Origin of the sequence: Actinacidiphila bryophytorum, from assembly GCF_016916835.1 — a bacterium.
In the GTDB taxonomy this organism is placed as follows: Bacteria; Actinomycetota; Actinomycetes; order Streptomycetales; family Streptomycetaceae; genus Actinacidiphila; species Actinacidiphila bryophytorum.
In genome coordinates, this window is record NZ_JAFFIX010000014.1 from 121,701 (window position 1) to 138,754 (window position 17,054).

Sequence of the window (17,054 nt, forward strand, 5' to 3'; positions counted from 1 at the left end):
CCGCACAGCACCCCGCACACCCACAGAAAGGCACCCGATGAACGACATGGTCTGCCCGATCACCAACGGTCTGCCGAAAGTCCGCGAACGCCCCCTCGACCCGCCGGCGATCTTCGGGCAGCTGCGGGACGAGCAGCCCATCGCGCCGATGACGTTCCCCGACGGCGCCCGCGGCTGGGTCATCACCGGCTTCGCTCACGCCCGTGCGATCCTCAGCGACTCCCGGTTCAGCTCCCAGGGCTCGCTCAAGCACCTGGCCTTCGCCTCGGAACTGGCGACCGGGCTGGACATCGAGAAGGACCTGCCGCCCGGGCAGTTCGAGCACATGGACCCGCCCGAGCACACCCGCTTCCGCAAGCTGCTCACCGGCGAGTTCACGCTGCGCCGGATGAAGGCGATGGTGCCGCAGATCGAGCGGATCGCCGCGGAACGCGTGGCGGCCATGCGCGCCAAGGGCCGGCCCGCGGACCTGGTACGCGACTTCTCCGTCCCCATGTCGGCGCAGGTCATCTGCGAACTGCTGGGTGTGCCCGCGGACGCCCGCGGGCGCTTCGAGGAGCTCTCCTTCCGGGCGCTGAGCCTGGACATGAAGGCGGAGGAGAGCAAGGCCGTCCTGGACGCCATCGTCAACCTCCTGGTCGAGGTCGCCATGGGCAAGGTCGCCGAGCCCGGCGACGACCTGCTCACCGGCCTGGTCACCGGCGGCCAACTGGAGCCGGCCGAACTCATCGGCGTCACCCTGCTGCTGCTCGTGGCCGGCCACGAGACCAGCGCCAACATGCTGTCGCTCGGGACATACGCGCTGCTGCGCGAACCCGAGCAGCTCGCCAAGCTGCGCGCCGACGAGTCCCTCATCGACAACGCGGTCGAGGAACTGCTGCGCTACCTGACCATCGTGCACATCGGCGTGCAGCGCACCCCGACCGAGGACGTCGAGATCGACGGGGTGACTCTCAGGGCCGGCGAGACCGCGCTGATCCACCTGCCCAGCGTCAACCGCGACCCCGAGCGGTTCCCCGACCCGGACCGGCTCGACATCACCCGCGGCGCCATCGGCCACCTCACCTTCAGCCACGGCATCCACCAGTGCCTGGGCCAGCAGCTCGCCCGGCAGGAGCTCAAGGTCGGCTTCAGCACGCTGCTGCGGGAGTTCCCGGACCTGCGGCTGGCCGTGGACCCCGACACCATCCCGATGCGGGACAACATGACGATCTACGGCGTGCACGAGCTGCCGGTGGCCTGGTGACGGCCGTGAACGGTTCGCGTCCCCCCGGCGGCCGCCATCGGGAAGGGCGGTGCCGCTGATGCCCATCGAGGCCGACCCCGAGGTCTGCGTGGGCTCGGGCATGTGCGCCCTGACCGCGCCCGGCCTTTTCGACCAGTCGCAGGACGACGGAACGGTCGTGGTGCTGAGGCCCGTTCCGGCGGACCCGGAGCTCGACGACGTACGCGACGCGGTGCGGCGCTGTCCCTCGGGCGCCTTGAAACTGACGGACTGACCAGCGGCACGCGCCGGAGCACGCGGCGGCCGCGAGGCGAAGGAGGACCGAAGTGCGCAACCCGTGGTTCGGCCGTGGCGAGCCCGGACAGGCAGCCGCGGTGCGGCTGTTCTGCCTGCCCTACGCCGGCGGCAGCGCGTCCGCCTATCGCGGCTGGCCCGCCCTGGCACCGGCCCGGCTGGAGGTCTGCCCGCTGGAACTGCCCGGTCGCGGCGGCCGCATCGGCGAGCCGCCGCTGACCCGGCTGCGGCCGATGGCGGACGCCGTCGCCGGCGCGCTCGCGCCGTATGCCGACCGGCCCTACGCGGTGTTCGGCCACAGCATGGGCGGCCTGCTCGCCTTCGAGGTCACCAGGACCCTGCGCCGCCGCGGACTGCCGCTGCCCGTCCACCTGTTCGTCTCTGCCGCCGCCGCCCCTGACCTGCGGCGCACCCGGCCGCCGGTGCACCGGGCGCCCGACGCCGACGTCCTGGAGGAACTGCGGGTGCTCGGCGGCACACCGGCCGAACTCCTGGACGACGAGGAGCTGATGCAGCTCATGCTGCCCACCGTCCGGGCCGACTTCTCGGTCCTGGAGACGTACGAGTACCGCCCCGACAGGCCGCTGCCGGTGCCGCTGACGGTCTTCGGCGGCACCGACGACCCGTTGGTGCCGGTGCGTGACCTGGACGGCTGGCGCGACCAGACCTCCGCCGGGGCACGGCTGCGCATCGTGTCCGGCGGCCACTTCTACCTCCACCCCGCCGCCGCCGAGCTCATGGCCGTGATCGCCGGCGCCGCCGCAGTGCAGCTCGCCGCCGCGAACGACGATCAGGAGATCGGCGCATGACCGACATCGACCTGGCCGGCCTGACCCCGGAGCAGAAGCGCGCGCTGCTGGCGGAGCGGCTGCGCGGCAGGAGCGGCCCCCCGCCGCCGGCGCGCAGACGCCGCTTCGCCGCGTCCTTCCCGCAGCAGCGCATGTGGTTCCTCGACCAGCTCAACCCGGGCAGTGCCGCGTACAACATCCCGGCCGCGGTACGCCTGCGGGGACCCCTCGACGTGGAGCTGTGGCGCCGCAGCCTGGCCGAGATCGTCCGCCGGCACGAGTCGCTGCGCACCACCTTCGACGAGTCGGACGGCGAGCCCGTCCAGGTCGTACACGACTCCGGCGAGCTGGAGCTGACCGTCGAGGAGTGCCCGCACCTGCGCGGCCCCGACAGCGAGCCGGTCCTCCAGGAGCTGGCCCGCCAGGAGTTCGCCCGGCCCTTCGACCTGCGTACCGGGCCGCTGATGCGGATGAAGTTCCTCCGCCTGGCCGCCGAAGACCACGTGCTGTTGGTCACGATGCACCACATCGTCGCCGACCTGTGGTCCACCTCCGTCCTGTTCGGCGAACTGGTCGCCCTCTACCGTGGCTTGCTCACCGGCACCAAGGCCGACCTGCCGCAACTGCCCGTCCAGTACGCCGACTACGCCGCCTGGCAGCGCAAGAAGCTGGCCGGCCCAGGCTTCGCCGCCGAACTCGAGCACTGGAAGAAGACCCTGCAGGGCGCGGCGCCGATCCTGGAGCTGCCCACCGACCGGCCGCGGCCCGCGGTGCTCGGCACGGCCGGCGGCTCGCGGCCCTTCCGCCTGTCCGCCGACGTGATGAACGGGGTCCGCGAGCTGAGCCGGCGCGCCGGCGTCACCCCGTTCATGACCATGCTCGCCGCCTACGTCGTGCTGCTGCACCGCTACAGCCGGCAGGAGGACATCGTCGTCGGCGTGCCGGTGGCCAACCGCGGGCAGTCCGAGGTCGAGCCGCTCATCGGCTACTTCGTCAACACCCTCGCGATCCGCAACGACGTGTCAGGCAACCCCGCCTTCACCGAGCTGCTGGGCCGGGTGCGCAGCGCCGCGCTGGGCGCCTTCGCATACCAGGAAGTGCCGTTCGAGCGGCTGGTGGAGGAACTGCGCCCGGAGCGCGACCTGTCCAGGTCGCCGGTCTTCCAGGTGTCGTTCGTGTTCCAGAACATCGCCATGCCCGCCTTCGAGGTCGGCGGGCTGCGGCTGGAGATGATGGAAGTGGCCGGCTCCACGGCCCGGTTCGACCTCGAACTGCAGGTGTTCGAGCAGGGCGAGGAACTGGGCGGCTGGTTCGAGTACAACGCCGAGCTGTTCGACGCGGACACCGTCGACCGCATGGGCCGCCATCTGAAGGTGCTGCTGGACAACCTGCTGGCCGACCCGGAGCAGCCGATCCTCGACGTGGCGCTGCTCACCGAGGACGAGGCGCGCGAGCAGCGCCAGGAGCGGGAGGACACCCGCACCCAGTGGCCCGACGAACTCCTCACCCACCAGCGCTTCGAGCAGCAGGCCCGGGAGCGGCCCGACGCGGAGGCGGTCCACTGCCAGGGCCGGACCCTCACCTACGCCGAACTCGACGCCGCCGCGAACCGGCTGGCCCGCCGGCTCAGGAGCCTCGGCGTCGGGCGCGACGTCATGGTCGGGGTCTGTCTCGAGCGGTCCTTGGACATGGTCACGGCGGTGCTCGCGGTACTGAAGGCGGGCGGCGCGTACGTGCCGATCGACCCCGGACTGCCAGAGGACCGCATGGCGTTCATGATCGAGGACGCCGGCCTGCCGGTGCTGGTCACCCAGAGCTCCGTCGCCCCCGGGCTGCCGAAGTCCGCTGCCGTGACGCTGTGCCTGGACGAGCTGCGCGAGGAGATCGCCGCCGAGTCCGCCGAAGTCCTCGGCGAGCCGGTCGAAGGCGGCGACCTGGCCTATGTCATCTACACCTCGGGCTCGACCGGCCGGCCCAAGGGCGTCCAACTCCCGCACCGCGCGCTGCGCAACCTCTTCTGGGCGATGAAGCAGTGGCCGGGCATCGACGCCGGCGACAGCCTGCTCGCGGTCACCACGCTGTCGTTCGACATCGCCACGCTGGAGCTGCTGCTGCCGCTGGTCGAGGGCGCGCGCGTGGTGCTCGCCACCCGGGAGACCGCCACCGACGGCCGGCTGCTTGCCGAGGAGATGGCGGCCACCGGCGCGACCGTGATGCAGGCGACCCCCTCCACCTGGCGGATGCTGCTGGACGCCGGCTGGCCGGGACGCCCCGGGCTGCGCGGCCTGATCTGCGGCGAGGCGCTGCCCCCGGACCTGGCGCGGCGGCTGCTGGCCAAGGGCGTGGAGCTGTGGAACATGTACGGCCCGAGCGAGACCACCATCTACTCGCTGGGCACCCGCATCGTGGACGGCACCGTCACCATCGGCCGCCCGATCGCCAACACCGAGGTGCACATCCTCGACCCCGCGGGCCGGCCGGTGCCGCCCGGCGTGCCCGGTGAACTGTGCATCGGCGGCACCGGACTGGCTCGCGGCTACCTCAACCGGCCCGAGCTGACCGCGCAGCAGTTCATCCCCAATCCCTTCCCCTCCGACCTCGCCGACCGCCTCTACCGCACCGGCGACCTCGTACGCCGCCGGGTGGACGGCGCCGTCGACTATCTCGGCCGGATCGACCACCAGGTCAAACTCCGCGGCTACCGCATCGAACTGGGCGAGATCGAGTCGGTGCTGATGTGGCAGGACCAGGTGCAGGATTCGGTCGTCGTGGTCCGCGAGGACCGCCCGGGAGAGCGCCGGCTGGTCGCCTACGTCGTCCCCGACCCGCAGGCCGGGCCGGCCGATGACCTGCGCCGCCGCCTGCGGGCCGCGCTGACCGGCAAACTCCCCGGCTACATGGTCCCGTCGGCCTTCGCGTTCCTCGACGCGCTGCCGCGCACCCCCAGCGGCAAGACCGACCGCAACGCGCTGCCCGCGCCCGAGACCGGCCAGGACAGCGCGGCGGCCGTGTACGCCGGCCCCCGCGACGCGCGGGAGAAGGCCCTGTGCGAGCTGTTCGCCCAGGTCCTCGGCGTGCCCCACGTCGGCATCGACGACAGCTTCTTCGCCCTCGGCGGGCACTCCCTGCTCGCCACCCGGCTGGTGGCCAGGATCCGCGCCGCGCTCGGCGTCGAACTGCCCGTGCGCAGCCTGTTCGAGAAGCCGACCGTCGCCGAACTGGCCGCACTGCTGGGGCAGGGCGGCGGCGACACGCGCCCCGCACTGGGCAGGGAGTCCCGCCCGGACCCGCTGCCGATGTCCTTCGCCCAGCGCAGGCTGTGGTTCCTGCACCGGATCGAGGGCCCCTCGGCCACCTACAACCTGCCGGTGGTGCTGCGCCTCACAGGCCCGCTGGACGCCGACAGCCTGCGCGCCGCCCTCGCGGACCTCGTCGCCCGCCACGAGTCGCTGCGGACCGTCTTCCCCGACTCCGGTGCCGCGGTCGCCCACCAGCACGTCCTCGCCCCCGAGCAGGCGCAGCCCGTGCTGCCGGTGACCCGGGTCGACGCCGGGGGACTGGACGCCGCGGTCGCCGCCGCCGTGCGGTACCCGTTCGACCTGGCCACCGAGATCCCGCTGCACGCCGAGCTGTTCGAGACCGGCCGGGACGTGCACGTGCTGGCCGTCGTCGTCCACCACATCGCTGCCGACGGATGGTCGCTCGCGCCGCTGAGGCACGATCTGACGACCGCCTACCGTGCGCGGCTGGCCGGCCACGCCCCCCGGTGGGCGCCGCTGCCCGTGCAGTACGCGGACTACACCCTCTGGCAGCGCCGCCACCTCGGCGGCGCCGACGATCCCGCGAGCACCTGGTCCCGCCAGCTCGACCACTGGCGCGGCGCGCTGGACGGCCTGCCCGAGCGGATCGCCCTGCCCACCGACCGGCCCTACCCGGCCGAGGCGACCCACGACGGCGACACGGTCACCTTCCGCTGGGATGCCGACCTGCACGAGGGGCTGGCCCGCCTGGCCCGCGCCTGCGACGCCAGCATGTTCATGGTGCTCGACGCGGCCCTGGCGGTGCTGCTCAGCCGCCTCGGCGCCGGCAGCGACATCCCGATCGGCGTGGCGACCGCCGGGCGCGACGACCAGGCCACCGAGAACCTGATCGGGTTCTTCACCAACACCCTCGTGCTGCGCACCCAGGTGCGGGACCGGCAGACCTTCCGCGAACTGCTCGCTGCGGTCCGCGAGCACACCCTGGACGCCCTCGCCCACGGCGACATCCCCTTCGAGGCCCTGGTGGAGAGCCTCCGGCCGGCCCGGACGATGTCCCACCACCCGCTGGTCCAGGTCATGCTGTCCTGGCAGACCCTGACCGGCGAGTCGCTTGACCTGCCCGGCATCGAGGTCGCCCCGATGGTCATGGCCACCGGCACGGCCCGCATGGACCTTGTCTTCCTGCTGCACGAGCACCTGGCAGGCGACGGCACCCCGGGAGGCATCGACGGCGGCATCGAGTACAACGCCGACGTCTTCGACCCCGACACGATCCGCGCGATGTCCCGCCGGCTGCGCCAGGTGCTGCTGGCCGCGATCACCGACCCCGACCGGCCGATCGGCGACACCGACCTGCTCACCCCGGCCGAACGCTACCGCGTCCTGGAGGAGTGGAACGGCACCGGCGGCCGGGCGCCCGCGGCCGGCCTGGCCGAGCTGCTCGGCGCGCAGGCGGCCCGCACCCCGGACGCCGTCGCGGTGAGCTGCGGCGACGAGCGCCTGACCTACCGCCAACTCCTCGACGGCGCCGACCGGTTGGCGTCACGGCTGCGTTCCCTGGGGATCGGCGCCGAAGACGCGGTGTGTCTGCTCATGGAGCGTTCGGTTCGGCTGCCGGTCGCGATAGCGGCCGTGGTCAGATCGGGCGGGGTGTACGTACCGCTGGACCCGCGCTACCCCGAGTCACGAATGCGGCTGATCATGGCGGACACCGCGGCGAGCGTGCTGCTCGTGGACGGCACGGGGCCGGCGCACCCGGTGGCGGACGGCATGCGGGTGCTGGACGTGTCCGCCGAACTCGCCGCCGCGGACGGGACGCGGGAGGACCCGGGAGCCGCGCCCGCGGGGGACCCGGACCGGACCGCGTACATCATGTACACCTCCGGCTCCACCGGGCGACCGAAAGGCGTCGCCGTCACCCACCGCAACGTGGCGAGCCTGGCTGCCGACACCGGGTGGCGCGGCACCGGCCACACCCGCGTCCTGATGCACGCCCCGACCGCGTTCGACGCCTCCACCTACGAGCTGTGGGTGCCGCTGCTGTCCGGCGGCGAGGTCGTCGTCGCCCCACCGGGCGAACTCGACCCCGACACGCTGCTGGCCACCATCCGCGAACGCGGCATCACCTCGGCGTTCTTCACGGCGGCGCTGTTCAACCTGCTGGTCGAACGCGACGTGTCGGCGCTGGCCGGGATGAGGGAAGTGCTGGCCGGCGGCGAGGCGCTGTCCCCGCCGGTGGTCGCCAGAGCGCTCGCCGCGTGGCCGGAGACCGTGCTCACCAACGGATACGGGCCCACCGAGACGACGACCTTCGCCGTACTCCACCGCGCCCGCCAGACCCACGGCGGCACCGTCCCCATCGGCACCCCGATGGACGACACCCGCGCGTACGTCCTCGACGAGCGGCTGCGGCCGGTACCGGTCGGCGTCCCCGGTGAGCTCTACCTCGCAGGAGACGGTGTGGCCCGCGGCTACCTCGGCCAGCCCGGCCTGACCGCACAGCGGTTCGTCGCATGCCCGTACGGGCCGCCAGGAGAGCGGATGTACCGCACCGGCGACCTGGCCCGCTGGCGAGCCGACGGGCTCCTGGAATACCTCGGCCGGACCGACGCGCAGGTCAAGATCCGCGGCTTCCGCATCGAACCCGGCGAGATCGAGACCGCGCTCGGCGGCCACCCGGCGGTGGCGGACGCGGCGGTGGTCGTACGGGACAAGCCCGGCGGCGGCAGGGACCTGGTCGGCTACGCCGTGCTCGCGGACGGCGCGCACACCGAGCCCGCGGACCTGCGGTCCTTCCTGGCCGAGCGGCTGCCGCAGTACATGGTGCCGGCCGCCGTGGTGGTCATGGACGCCTTTCCGACGACCGGCAACGGCAAGCTCGACCGCCGCGCGCTGCCCGCCCCCGACCTGGACGCGACCGCCGGGTCCCGTGCGCCGGCCACCCCCGTCGAACTGACCCTCGGCGCCGTGTTCGCGGACGTGCTCGGGGTGCCCGAAGTCGGCGCCGAGACAGGGTTCTTCGACGTGGGCGGCGACAGCATCCAGGCCACCCAGCTCGTCGCCCAGGCACGTACCGCGGGCCTGGTGTTCACCGTCCGGGACGTGTTCACCCACCAGACGGTGGCGGCACTCGCCCGGGTCGCCCGGCCCGCAGGCGAGAGCACCACGGCGGCCGTCACCGATCCCGGCACCGGCGGCATCCCGCTGCTGCCCGTCGTGGAACGCCAGCGGCGGATCGGCGGCCCGGTGACCGGCTTCGACCTGTCCGCGACCGTCGGCCTGCCGGCCGGCGTGGACCAGGACCGCCTGACCGCGGCTCTCCAGGCGCTGGCCGACCACCACGACGCGCTGCGCATGCGGATGGTGGGCGCGCCCGGCGGCCGGTGGTCGCTGCACGCCGACGAGCCGGGCACGCTGCGGATCGCGGACGTCCTGCGCCGTGTCGACACCTCCGGTCTGTCGGAGTCGGACGCCCGGGGGCTGATCGCCGCGGAGACCGCCGCCGCCAAGGAGCGGCTCGACCCGGCCCACGGCATGCTCCAGCCGGTGTGGTTCGACGCCGGGCACGGACGGGCGGGCCGACTGCTGCTGGCCGTGCACCACTTCGCAGTGGACGGCGTGTCGTGGCGGATCCTGCTGTCCGACCTCGCCGTCGCCTGGGACGCGGTCGCCGCGGGCCGCGAAGCCGTCCTCGCACCGGTGGCGACCTCGCTGCGCGGCTGGGCGACCCGGGTGGCCACCGGCGACGCCGTCGTCCGGCACCGCGCCGAACTCCCGGTCTGGCAGGACGTGCTGCGGGACGCCGTGCCGCTGGTCGCCGGCCGGTGCGAGGCCGCCGGCGGTGAGGGCCGGGTGACCGTGACCCTGCCCGCCGAGGACACCGCACCGCTGGTCGGCCGGGTGCCCGCGGCCTTCCGCAGCGGCATCCAGGACGTGCTGCTGACCGCCTTCGGGCTGGCGGCCGGCCGCTGGCGCGCCCGCCGGTCCGCGGCGGAAGGCCCGGTGGTGCTGGACGTCGAGAGCCACGGCCGGCACGAGCACCTGGTGGACGGTGCCGAACTGTCCCGTACGGTCGGCTGGTTCACCAGCGTGCACCCGGTCAGGCTGGACTGCGCCAGGCTCCCGTGGGAGACGGTCACCGAGGCCGGGGGCGACCTGGCGGCGGCCGTCGTACGCACCGCCCGGCAGCTCCGGGCGATCCCCGGGCGCGGCCTCGGCTACGGCGTACTGCGCTATCTCGACCCGGAGTCCGAGCCGCGGCTCGCCGAACTGCCCACACCGCAAGTGCTGTTCAACTACCTCGGCCGTGTCCCCGTCACCGACGGGCAGACACCGTGGCTGCCCCTGCGGGACGACACCGCGCCCGGCGCCACCGGCGCCCGCCCGCTGCCCTACCCGATCGAGGTCAACGCCGTCACCCAGGACGGCCCGGACGGCCCGCAACTGGTGGCCGACTGGAGTTGGGCGGAAGCGCTGCTGACCGAGGACGACGTCCGCGACCTCGCCGACGCCTGGTTCGAGGCACTGCGGGCCGTCGCCCGGTGCGCTCGCGCGATCGAGGACGGTACGGTCCTGCTCCCCGCGGAAGAGGACGGCACGCAGCGCGCCGTCGCCGCAAGCGCCACCGACCTGCTGCACGCCCCGATCCCGCGGGCCGACCGCGGCGACGGCGCCGGACTGTCCTTCGGGCAGCTGGAGTTCCTGCTCCAGCCGGTCGGCCCGGACCACCCGCACCACGGCGTCGTCACCGCATGGCGCCTGCGAGGCGACCTCGACACGACAGCCCTGCGCCGCGGCCTGGACGACCTGGTGCAGCGGCACGACATCCTGCGCACGCGCTACGTCCACCGCGGTTCGGCCACCGTGCAGTTCGCCGACGGCCCGTCCGTATGGCCGCTGGAGACCGTCGACCTGAGCGTGTACGAGGGGGAGTCCCAGCACGAGCGGTTGCGCGACCTGCTGACCGCACAGCTCGCCACGCCGTACCGCATCGAGGCCGGGAACCTGGTCCGCGGCCTGCTCGTACGGCTGTCCGACCGGGAACACGCGCTGGTCCTCGTCGCCCACCACATCCTGGTGGACCACTGGGGCTTCATCGTGCTCGCCCGCGAGCTGTCGGAGCTGTACGCGGCCCACAGGGCCGGGCGGCGGCCCGAGTTGCCCGAGGTGACGGTCCAGCACCTGGACTACGCGGCATGGGAGCAGGGGCTCCTGGCTGCGGGCGCCCTCGACGAGCACGTCGCGCACTGGCGCCACGAGCTCGACGGCGCCGCCCGTGAGCTGGACTTCGACGCTCCCGAGCACCAACTGGACGACTTCGTCGAGGGCTTCACCCACAGCTTCACCGTCGGCGCGGACGTCATGGCCGCCGTTCGGGAGGCCGCCCGCCGGGAGGGGGTCACGCTGTTCATGATGCTGATGGCCGCCTTCCACGTCCTGCTGCACGCCTACTCGGGTGCCACGGACATCGCGGTGAGCCACCCGCTGGCCGGCCGGGAGCGGCCGGAGACCAAGTGGATGGTCGGCCCGTTCATCAACATCATCCTCAACCGGTCCCGGATGGCGGACGACCCGACCTTCCACGAACTGGCCCAGCGCGTCCTGCACGGCGAACTCGACGCGTACTCCCACCAGAACGTGCCGTTGCGAGCGCTGATGCACGACGGCGTCGTCGGCGACGGCAACCAGCTGCCGCTGCGGGTGATGCTCAACCTGCTCGGCGTGCCCAGCGACGCCATGACCCTGGACGGGCTCGACGTGGCACCGCTGGACGTGCGGATCGGCGACGAGACCCCGCTGCCTGAACTGGTCGCCGCGATCGAGCCGCACAATCTCGACCTCTACCTGGTGGCCCGCGAGATCGACGGCGAACTGCGCGGCCTGTGGGTCTACCAGCCGGCTTCCGTCGCGCCGCCGGTCATGGGCGCACTCGTACGCCGCTGGCCGCGGGTGCTGGAGCTGGTGGCGTCCCGGCCGCAGCTGAGGGTGTCGCAACTGCGGGAACTCCTGCGGGCCGACGGGGACGACGGCCGCCCGGGAGGCGACCGGTGAACCCCGCCACTGCCGCACCGGGCACCGCCGGCAGCGCGAACCCCCGCAGCGAGGAGAGCACGATGGCGCATCCGTTCGACGACCCCGAGGCCGCGTACCGCGTGCTGGTCAACGGGCGGCAGCAGCACAGCCTCTGGCCGGACGGCATCGCCGTGCCGGCCGGCTGGACACCGGTGTTCGGCCCGGACACCCGGGACGCCTGCACCGGCTATGTCGAGGCTGCGTGGACGGACATGCGGCCGGCGCCGATACGGACGGTCCGGTGAAGGGCTCCGTGCAGGGTCCGGCGGACAGCGCGGACCCTCCCGCGCAGAACCGCCTCGCAGACCCCGTACCGGAGCCGGACACGGCCGCTGTGCAGCCATCGCCGCTGCGCGGCCGGGAGTTCCGCCGGGTCATCGCCGCGGAGTTCATCTCCTCGGTCGGCACCCAGATGACGACGCTGGCGCTGCCCTGGTTCGTGCTGATGACCAGCGGCTCGCCGGCCCGGATGGGGCTGGTGTTCGTCGTGCAGATCCTTCCGGTGCCGCTGCTGGGCATGCCCGCCGGGCTGCTCGTGGCCCGGTGGGGCGCGCGCCGGATCACCATCGTCGGCGACATCGCCGACGCGGTACTGATGGCGGCCGTGCCCGCGCTGTATCTGGCGGGCATGCTGCCGTTCTGGCTGCTGCTGGTGTTCGTCGCGCTCATCGGATGCGTCGCGTCGGGCTACCTGTCCGCGCAGCGCATGCTGCTGACCGACACCATCGGAACGGACGAGGGGGCCGTCACCGCGGGCAACGCCCTGTTCGAGACGGCGACGTCGTCGGCGCGACTGGTCGGCCCGGCGATCGCCGGGTTCCTGATCGCCTGGTTCGGGGCGCTCGACGTGCTGTGGTTCGACGCGGCCACGTTCGCGCTGTCCGCCGCGCTGCTGACCGGGCTGCCGCGCCGCGAGGTCGACCCCGAGCCGCTGTCGGCCCACAAGATGGCGGAGGGCGCACTGCACCTCTTCCGGGACAGGGTGCTGCGCACGATGGCGCTCGCCGCCCTCGGCTACGGCACCCTCATGCCCGTGGTGCTGCTCGCCCTGCCGGTCCTGGCCAGGGCGCGGTACGACTCCGACCCCCATGTGGCCGGCTGGCTGCTGGCCGCATGGGGCGGCGGCACCGCCATCGGCACCGTCGTCGTCGCACGGCTCGCGCGCCGCATCCCGCCGACCCGGTTCGCGGCCTGCGGCGGGGTGGGCGCCGCCGTCGTGCTGTGGCTGCTGCCCTGGCACCAGCCGGCCGTCCTGGCCGGCCTGACGGTCGCGGCGAGCTGCATGTTCCTGCCCGCGGTGACAGCCCCCGCGGTCGCGCTGCTGATGCTGCGCCCACCGGAGCATCTGCGCCCCCACGTCGTCCCGGTCTTCGGCGCCGCCGTCTTCGTGGCCAGCCCGATCGCCTACGCGGTCGCCGGCATCCTCTTCGAGCACCTCTCCTTGACCACCGTCCTGTCCGCGGTCGCCGCGGGAGCCACCCTGTGCGCCCTGGTCCTGCTGAACCTGGCCCGCCACCCGGAATGAACCGCCGGGCGCGATGACGTCGTCGGGCATCACGAGTACCGGCTGGAACGCCCCCGGCACCAGCCAGGACTTCGTCACGCCCTGACCGATGCCTGCCGCGACGCAGCCGGTGATCGGCACTGCTCGCTTCGCCGGCCACGCGGCCCCCAGCCGGCCCAGGGGCCGGCGCGGATTGCGGGTGGCAGGTCTTCGGATGCATGCCGGCTTTCGTCAGGAGCCGGGCAGGCCGTCAGGTGGCTGGGTGAAGCCGCGTTTGCCGGGCGAGGCCGGACTGGCCTTCACACGATCGCTCGGGAAGGTACGTCCTTCCCGGCCAGGGCGGGCGGAGGAGTACAGAACGCTCGACAGGTCAGGTCAGCGAGTGCCGCGTACGAGCGGCTCGGTGACGGCCCTGCCGAGGCGCTCGCTTTCGCCGGCCGTCATGTCCTCGGCTCCCTCCGGGGGCTGCGGCTTCGTCCCCCGCAGCAGAAGGCCGACAAGGAGGGCCGCGAGCAGAGCGACTCCGACGCCCGCCAGAAGCGCCTGCTCCAGGCCGTCGCAGAAGGCGGCACGTGCACTCTGCGCCACCGGTCCGCCGATGACCACCGCTCCGGCAACGGAGGCGTGCGCCGCCGCGGCCGCCTGGGGCGGCAGGTTGTCGGGCAGGTCCAGGTTGCCGCGGTAACCCGCGTTGAGCAGGCTGCCGAGGACCGCGATACCCAGTGCGCCGCCGAGTTCGCGGGACAGGTCGTTCATCGCCGAGCCCACGTTCTGGAGAGCTCGCGGCAGCGCGTCGGTGATCTCAGTGGTCGCCGGGGTCATGGCCAGGCCTATTCCGGCACCGAGGGGTATGAGGCCGCCCACGATCAGCCCGTACGAGCTGTCCTGCCGCAGCTGCGAGAGGACTCCCATGGCGACGGCGATGAGCAGCAGACCGGCGATCCACGGCGCTGCCACCTTGCCGGTCTTCTCGATCAGCTTCGGTGTCAACCTGGTGACCGGCACCATCGCCCCGGCCATCGGAAGGGCGCTCACTGCGGCGACCAACGCGCTGTCTCCGCGGACCAGTTGCAGGTACTGCATGACCACGAAGATGAAGCCGAAGAAGGCGAAGAACTGGAGGGTGATCGAGAGGGACCCGGCCGCGAAGCGGGGGTTGGTGCGGAACAACCGCGGGTCCAGCAAAGGATGTTCGCGCCGCAGCTCCCAGGCGACGAAACCGGCCAGCACCACGAAGCCGACCACGATGCCGCCGATGGTGAGCGGATCGGACCAGCCGCGGGTCGGCGCTTCGATCACCGAGTAGACCAGGGCGAGCAGGCCGGCCACCGTGATGAGCGCGCCGACCACATCCAGGCGTGGCTGGTCGGGCTCCGCGGACTCGGGGACGAACAGCAGTGTGCCGACCGCGGCGACCACCGCGAGCACCATGTTCAGCAGGAACGCGGAGCGCCACGACCACTGCTCGAGCAGTGAGCCGGTGACCAGCAGCCCCAACACGGCGCTGGCGCCGGCCACCGCCGTCCACACGCTGACCGCCCGGGTCCGCTGCGCAGCCGGAAAAGTACTGGTGATGGTCGACAGGGTCGCCGGCATCACCAGGGCGGCTCCCGCACCCAACAGTGCTCGTAGGGCGATGAGTTGGTGTGCGTCCGTGGTGAACATGGCGAGCAGCGAGCCGGTCGCGAAGATGACGAGGCCCGCGAGCAAAGCGCGCTTGCGGCCGAAGCGGTCGCCCAGGGCGCCGGCGGGCAGCAACAGCGCGGCAAAGGCCAGGCTGTAGGCGTCGATCACCCAGGACAGCTGCATCTGACTCGCGTGTGTTTCACGGGCCAGGCTCGGCAGTGCGACGTTCAGCGATGCCATGGCCGAGACCACTGCACCGAGTGCGAGGCAGGTGAGGAAGAGGACCAGGCCATGTCTGATCGGCCGTTCGCCGGGCGCCCGCCCTCCGGCAGAGCCTTTCGCAGCCTGGGACGGGCGGTCGACCGAACCGTTCCGCCCGGCCGCCGCCCGGGCGTCGGTGTCGCTGTCGTTCATGGGGGAGCCTCCTACGAGATCCGCGCGTCTATCAGCGCTGACCATCACACTCCCGCCTGCCACGCTCGATTCTCCACTTCGATGAATTCAAGGCTTACGCCCACACGTCTCCGTTGCTCCACCGAACACCAGGTCATCGGCATGATCCGCAGGACGACGTCCCCCTTCCGCCGTGCCCGCCACGACAATCGGCCGCTTTCCGGGTCCTGCGATGAATTACGGGGCGGCCGCTACGCGCCGGCGGCCGCTCCGCGGTTTCTCCCGCAGCGCTACTGCGAGTGAAGGCCCGCAGTACCTCACTACCTCATCCGGCGTCATCGATGCGATCGGCTCCAGCCGCAACAGGTAGCGGGTTGTGATGATGCCCGCCATCTGGGCGCAGAACGCCATGGCCCGCGCCTGCGCGTGGGCGCCGCCGAGGCGTTCGGCCACGCGCTCGATGACCTCGCGCTCCATGACCTCCCGCACGAGCGCGGCGGCGGATTCGTCGGCCGAGACGCTGCGGAGCATTGCCACCAGCCCGGGCCCGGAATCTGCGGAGTCCCAGGAGGCCAGGAGGGTGCGCAGCGCGCGAGGGACGACGGTGGGCTTATCGCTTGCGAACACGCGTTCCAGCAGGTCTGCCGGGTTGGCTGTCAGGGCCATTGCCGCGCCGAACAGGCCTCGTTTCGAGCCGAAGTAGTAGTTGATCAACGCCGCGTCCACGCCTGCCTCCGCGGCTATCGCGCGTAGGGTCACGGCGTGGTAGCCCTGCGCCAGGAACTGCTCGCGGGCAGCGCTGAGGATGGTGTCGCGCGTGTCCGTCCGCCCGGGGCGACGGCCCCGCCGCGGTGGAGTGCCGTTCGGCCCGGGCGTGTGACCCCCGGATGGTGGGGCCTGCTTCATCGAGCCTCCTCCTTGCATGGGTGGATTCAAAGGTACGGCGGGAGTGGCCGGGGCTGCCTTCCGCGGCCCCTCCCGCCGTCGAAACGGGTGGACGGTCAGTGGATCTCTGCTTGTAGAGGGCCGAGAACTGGAGGGAGTCGAGTGTGCAGCTCCAGGCGTGAACGATGCTGAGTCGACCGGAGAAGTAGCCGGTGTTCGCGCCGTTGTACCCGGCTCGTCCGATGGTGAAGGCGTTGGTGGCGTTCCAGGAGGTGACGCCGGTCGTCGCAATGCTGTCTGCGCCGTCGTTGAGCGCCCAGCCGACGTTCAAGCCGTGGTGGCGCCTCGTTCTGTTGATCCCGGGTGCTGTGTGAACGCGGCGCGTCACGCGCTGGGGGTGAGCCCGGTCCTTCTCGACAGGTGCTGGCGCAGGGAGTGCGTGGTGGCGAAGCCGCTGAGCCGGGCCACCTGGTCCATCGGCAGGTCCGTCGTCTCCAGGAGCTCCTGTGCACGGATCACCCGCTGGTGGAGGAGCCACTGCGGCGGGCTCAGGCCTGTCTCGTCGTGGAACCTGCGAGTCAGCGTGCGGACGCTGGTCGTCGCGTGAGCGGCGAGGTCGGCACGGGTCAGCGGTTCATGCAGGCGATCGAGCGCCCATGCCCGGGTCGCGGCCAGCGAGGTGCCCGTCTCGGGCGGCAGCGGCGTCGCGATGAACTGTGCCTGCCCACCCGGTCGCACCGGTGCCGCCTCCACAAGCCTGGCGACGGCGTTGGCTGTCGCGGCGCCGTAGTCGGAACGGACCGACCAGGTGCAGACGCAGGTCAATGCCGGCGGACAGCCCGGCAGAGGTCAGGACGTTGCCGTCCTCGACCTACAGCACATCACACCGGGCGGGGTCATGGCGGGCGCCAACCGTACGCTCGTCCGCCTCGAACAGGCCCTCTGGAGTGCGCGGCGGTTGAGCGGCCGCGCTGAGCTTGTCTCGGGGCGGGTGGCGGCGGACCGCT

Annotated in this window: 8 protein-coding genes and 1 pseudogene; 6 read left to right on the plus strand and 3 right to left on the minus strand. The window is 72.6% G+C overall.

What is annotated here, in order from left to right:
* Positions 1-37: 37 nt before the first annotated feature.
* The 6 genes from JT723_RS20995 to JT723_RS21020 all read left to right on the plus strand — a co-directional run bounded on the left by JT723_RS20995 (position 38) and on the right by JT723_RS21020 (position 13,164).
* Entirely contained in the window at positions 38-1,246 is a 1,209-nt protein-coding gene (locus tag JT723_RS20995) for a cytochrome P450 (protein ID WP_205046272.1), read from the plus strand.
* A gap of 58 nt (positions 1,247-1,304) precedes the next feature.
* A complete protein-coding gene (locus JT723_RS21000; protein WP_205046273.1) occupies positions 1,305-1,499 on the plus strand; it encodes a ferredoxin in 195 nt (64 codons plus the stop codon).
* 52 nt (positions 1,500-1,551) lie between these two features.
* On the plus strand, positions 1,552-2,328 hold the full coding sequence (locus tag JT723_RS21005) for a thioesterase II family protein (RefSeq protein WP_205046274.1): 777 nt from the start codon (positions 1,552-1,554) through the stop codon (positions 2,326-2,328).
* Complete coding sequence (locus JT723_RS21010; RefSeq protein ID WP_205046275.1) at positions 2,325-11,618, plus strand: non-ribosomal peptide synthetase; 9,294 nt, start codon at positions 2,325-2,327, stop codon at positions 11,616-11,618. The genes JT723_RS21005 and JT723_RS21010 overlap by 4 nt, the downstream gene beginning before the upstream one ends.
* Complete coding sequence (locus JT723_RS21015; RefSeq protein ID WP_372441346.1) at positions 11,615-11,884, plus strand: MbtH family protein; 270 nt, start codon at positions 11,615-11,617, stop codon at positions 11,882-11,884. The genes JT723_RS21010 and JT723_RS21015 overlap by 4 nt, the downstream gene beginning before the upstream one ends.
* An 89-nt stretch (positions 11,885-11,973) precedes the next feature.
* Entirely contained in the window at positions 11,974-13,164 is a 1,191-nt protein-coding gene (locus JT723_RS21020) for an MFS transporter (protein ID WP_205046276.1), read from the plus strand.
* Between the two features lie 354 nt (positions 13,165-13,518).
* On the opposite strand, the gene JT723_RS21025 is transcribed toward JT723_RS21020, so the two are convergent.
* The 3 genes and pseudogenes from JT723_RS21025 to JT723_RS21035 all read right to left on the minus strand — a co-directional run.
* Positions 13,519-15,183 (minus strand): MFS transporter, encoded by a 1,665-nt coding sequence (locus JT723_RS21025; protein WP_205046277.1) that lies wholly within the window; start codon positions 15,181-15,183, stop codon positions 13,519-13,521.
* A gap of 216 nt (positions 15,184-15,399) precedes the next feature.
* Positions 15,400-16,068 (minus strand): TetR/AcrR family transcriptional regulator, encoded by a 669-nt coding sequence (locus JT723_RS36195; RefSeq protein ID WP_205046278.1) that lies wholly within the window; start codon positions 16,066-16,068, stop codon positions 15,400-15,402.
* 363 nt (positions 16,069-16,431) lie between these two features.
* A pseudogene (locus JT723_RS21035) lies at positions 16,432-16,918 on the minus strand (GlxA family transcriptional regulator); the annotation flags it as partial.
* Positions 16,919-17,054: the final 136 nt, after the last annotated feature.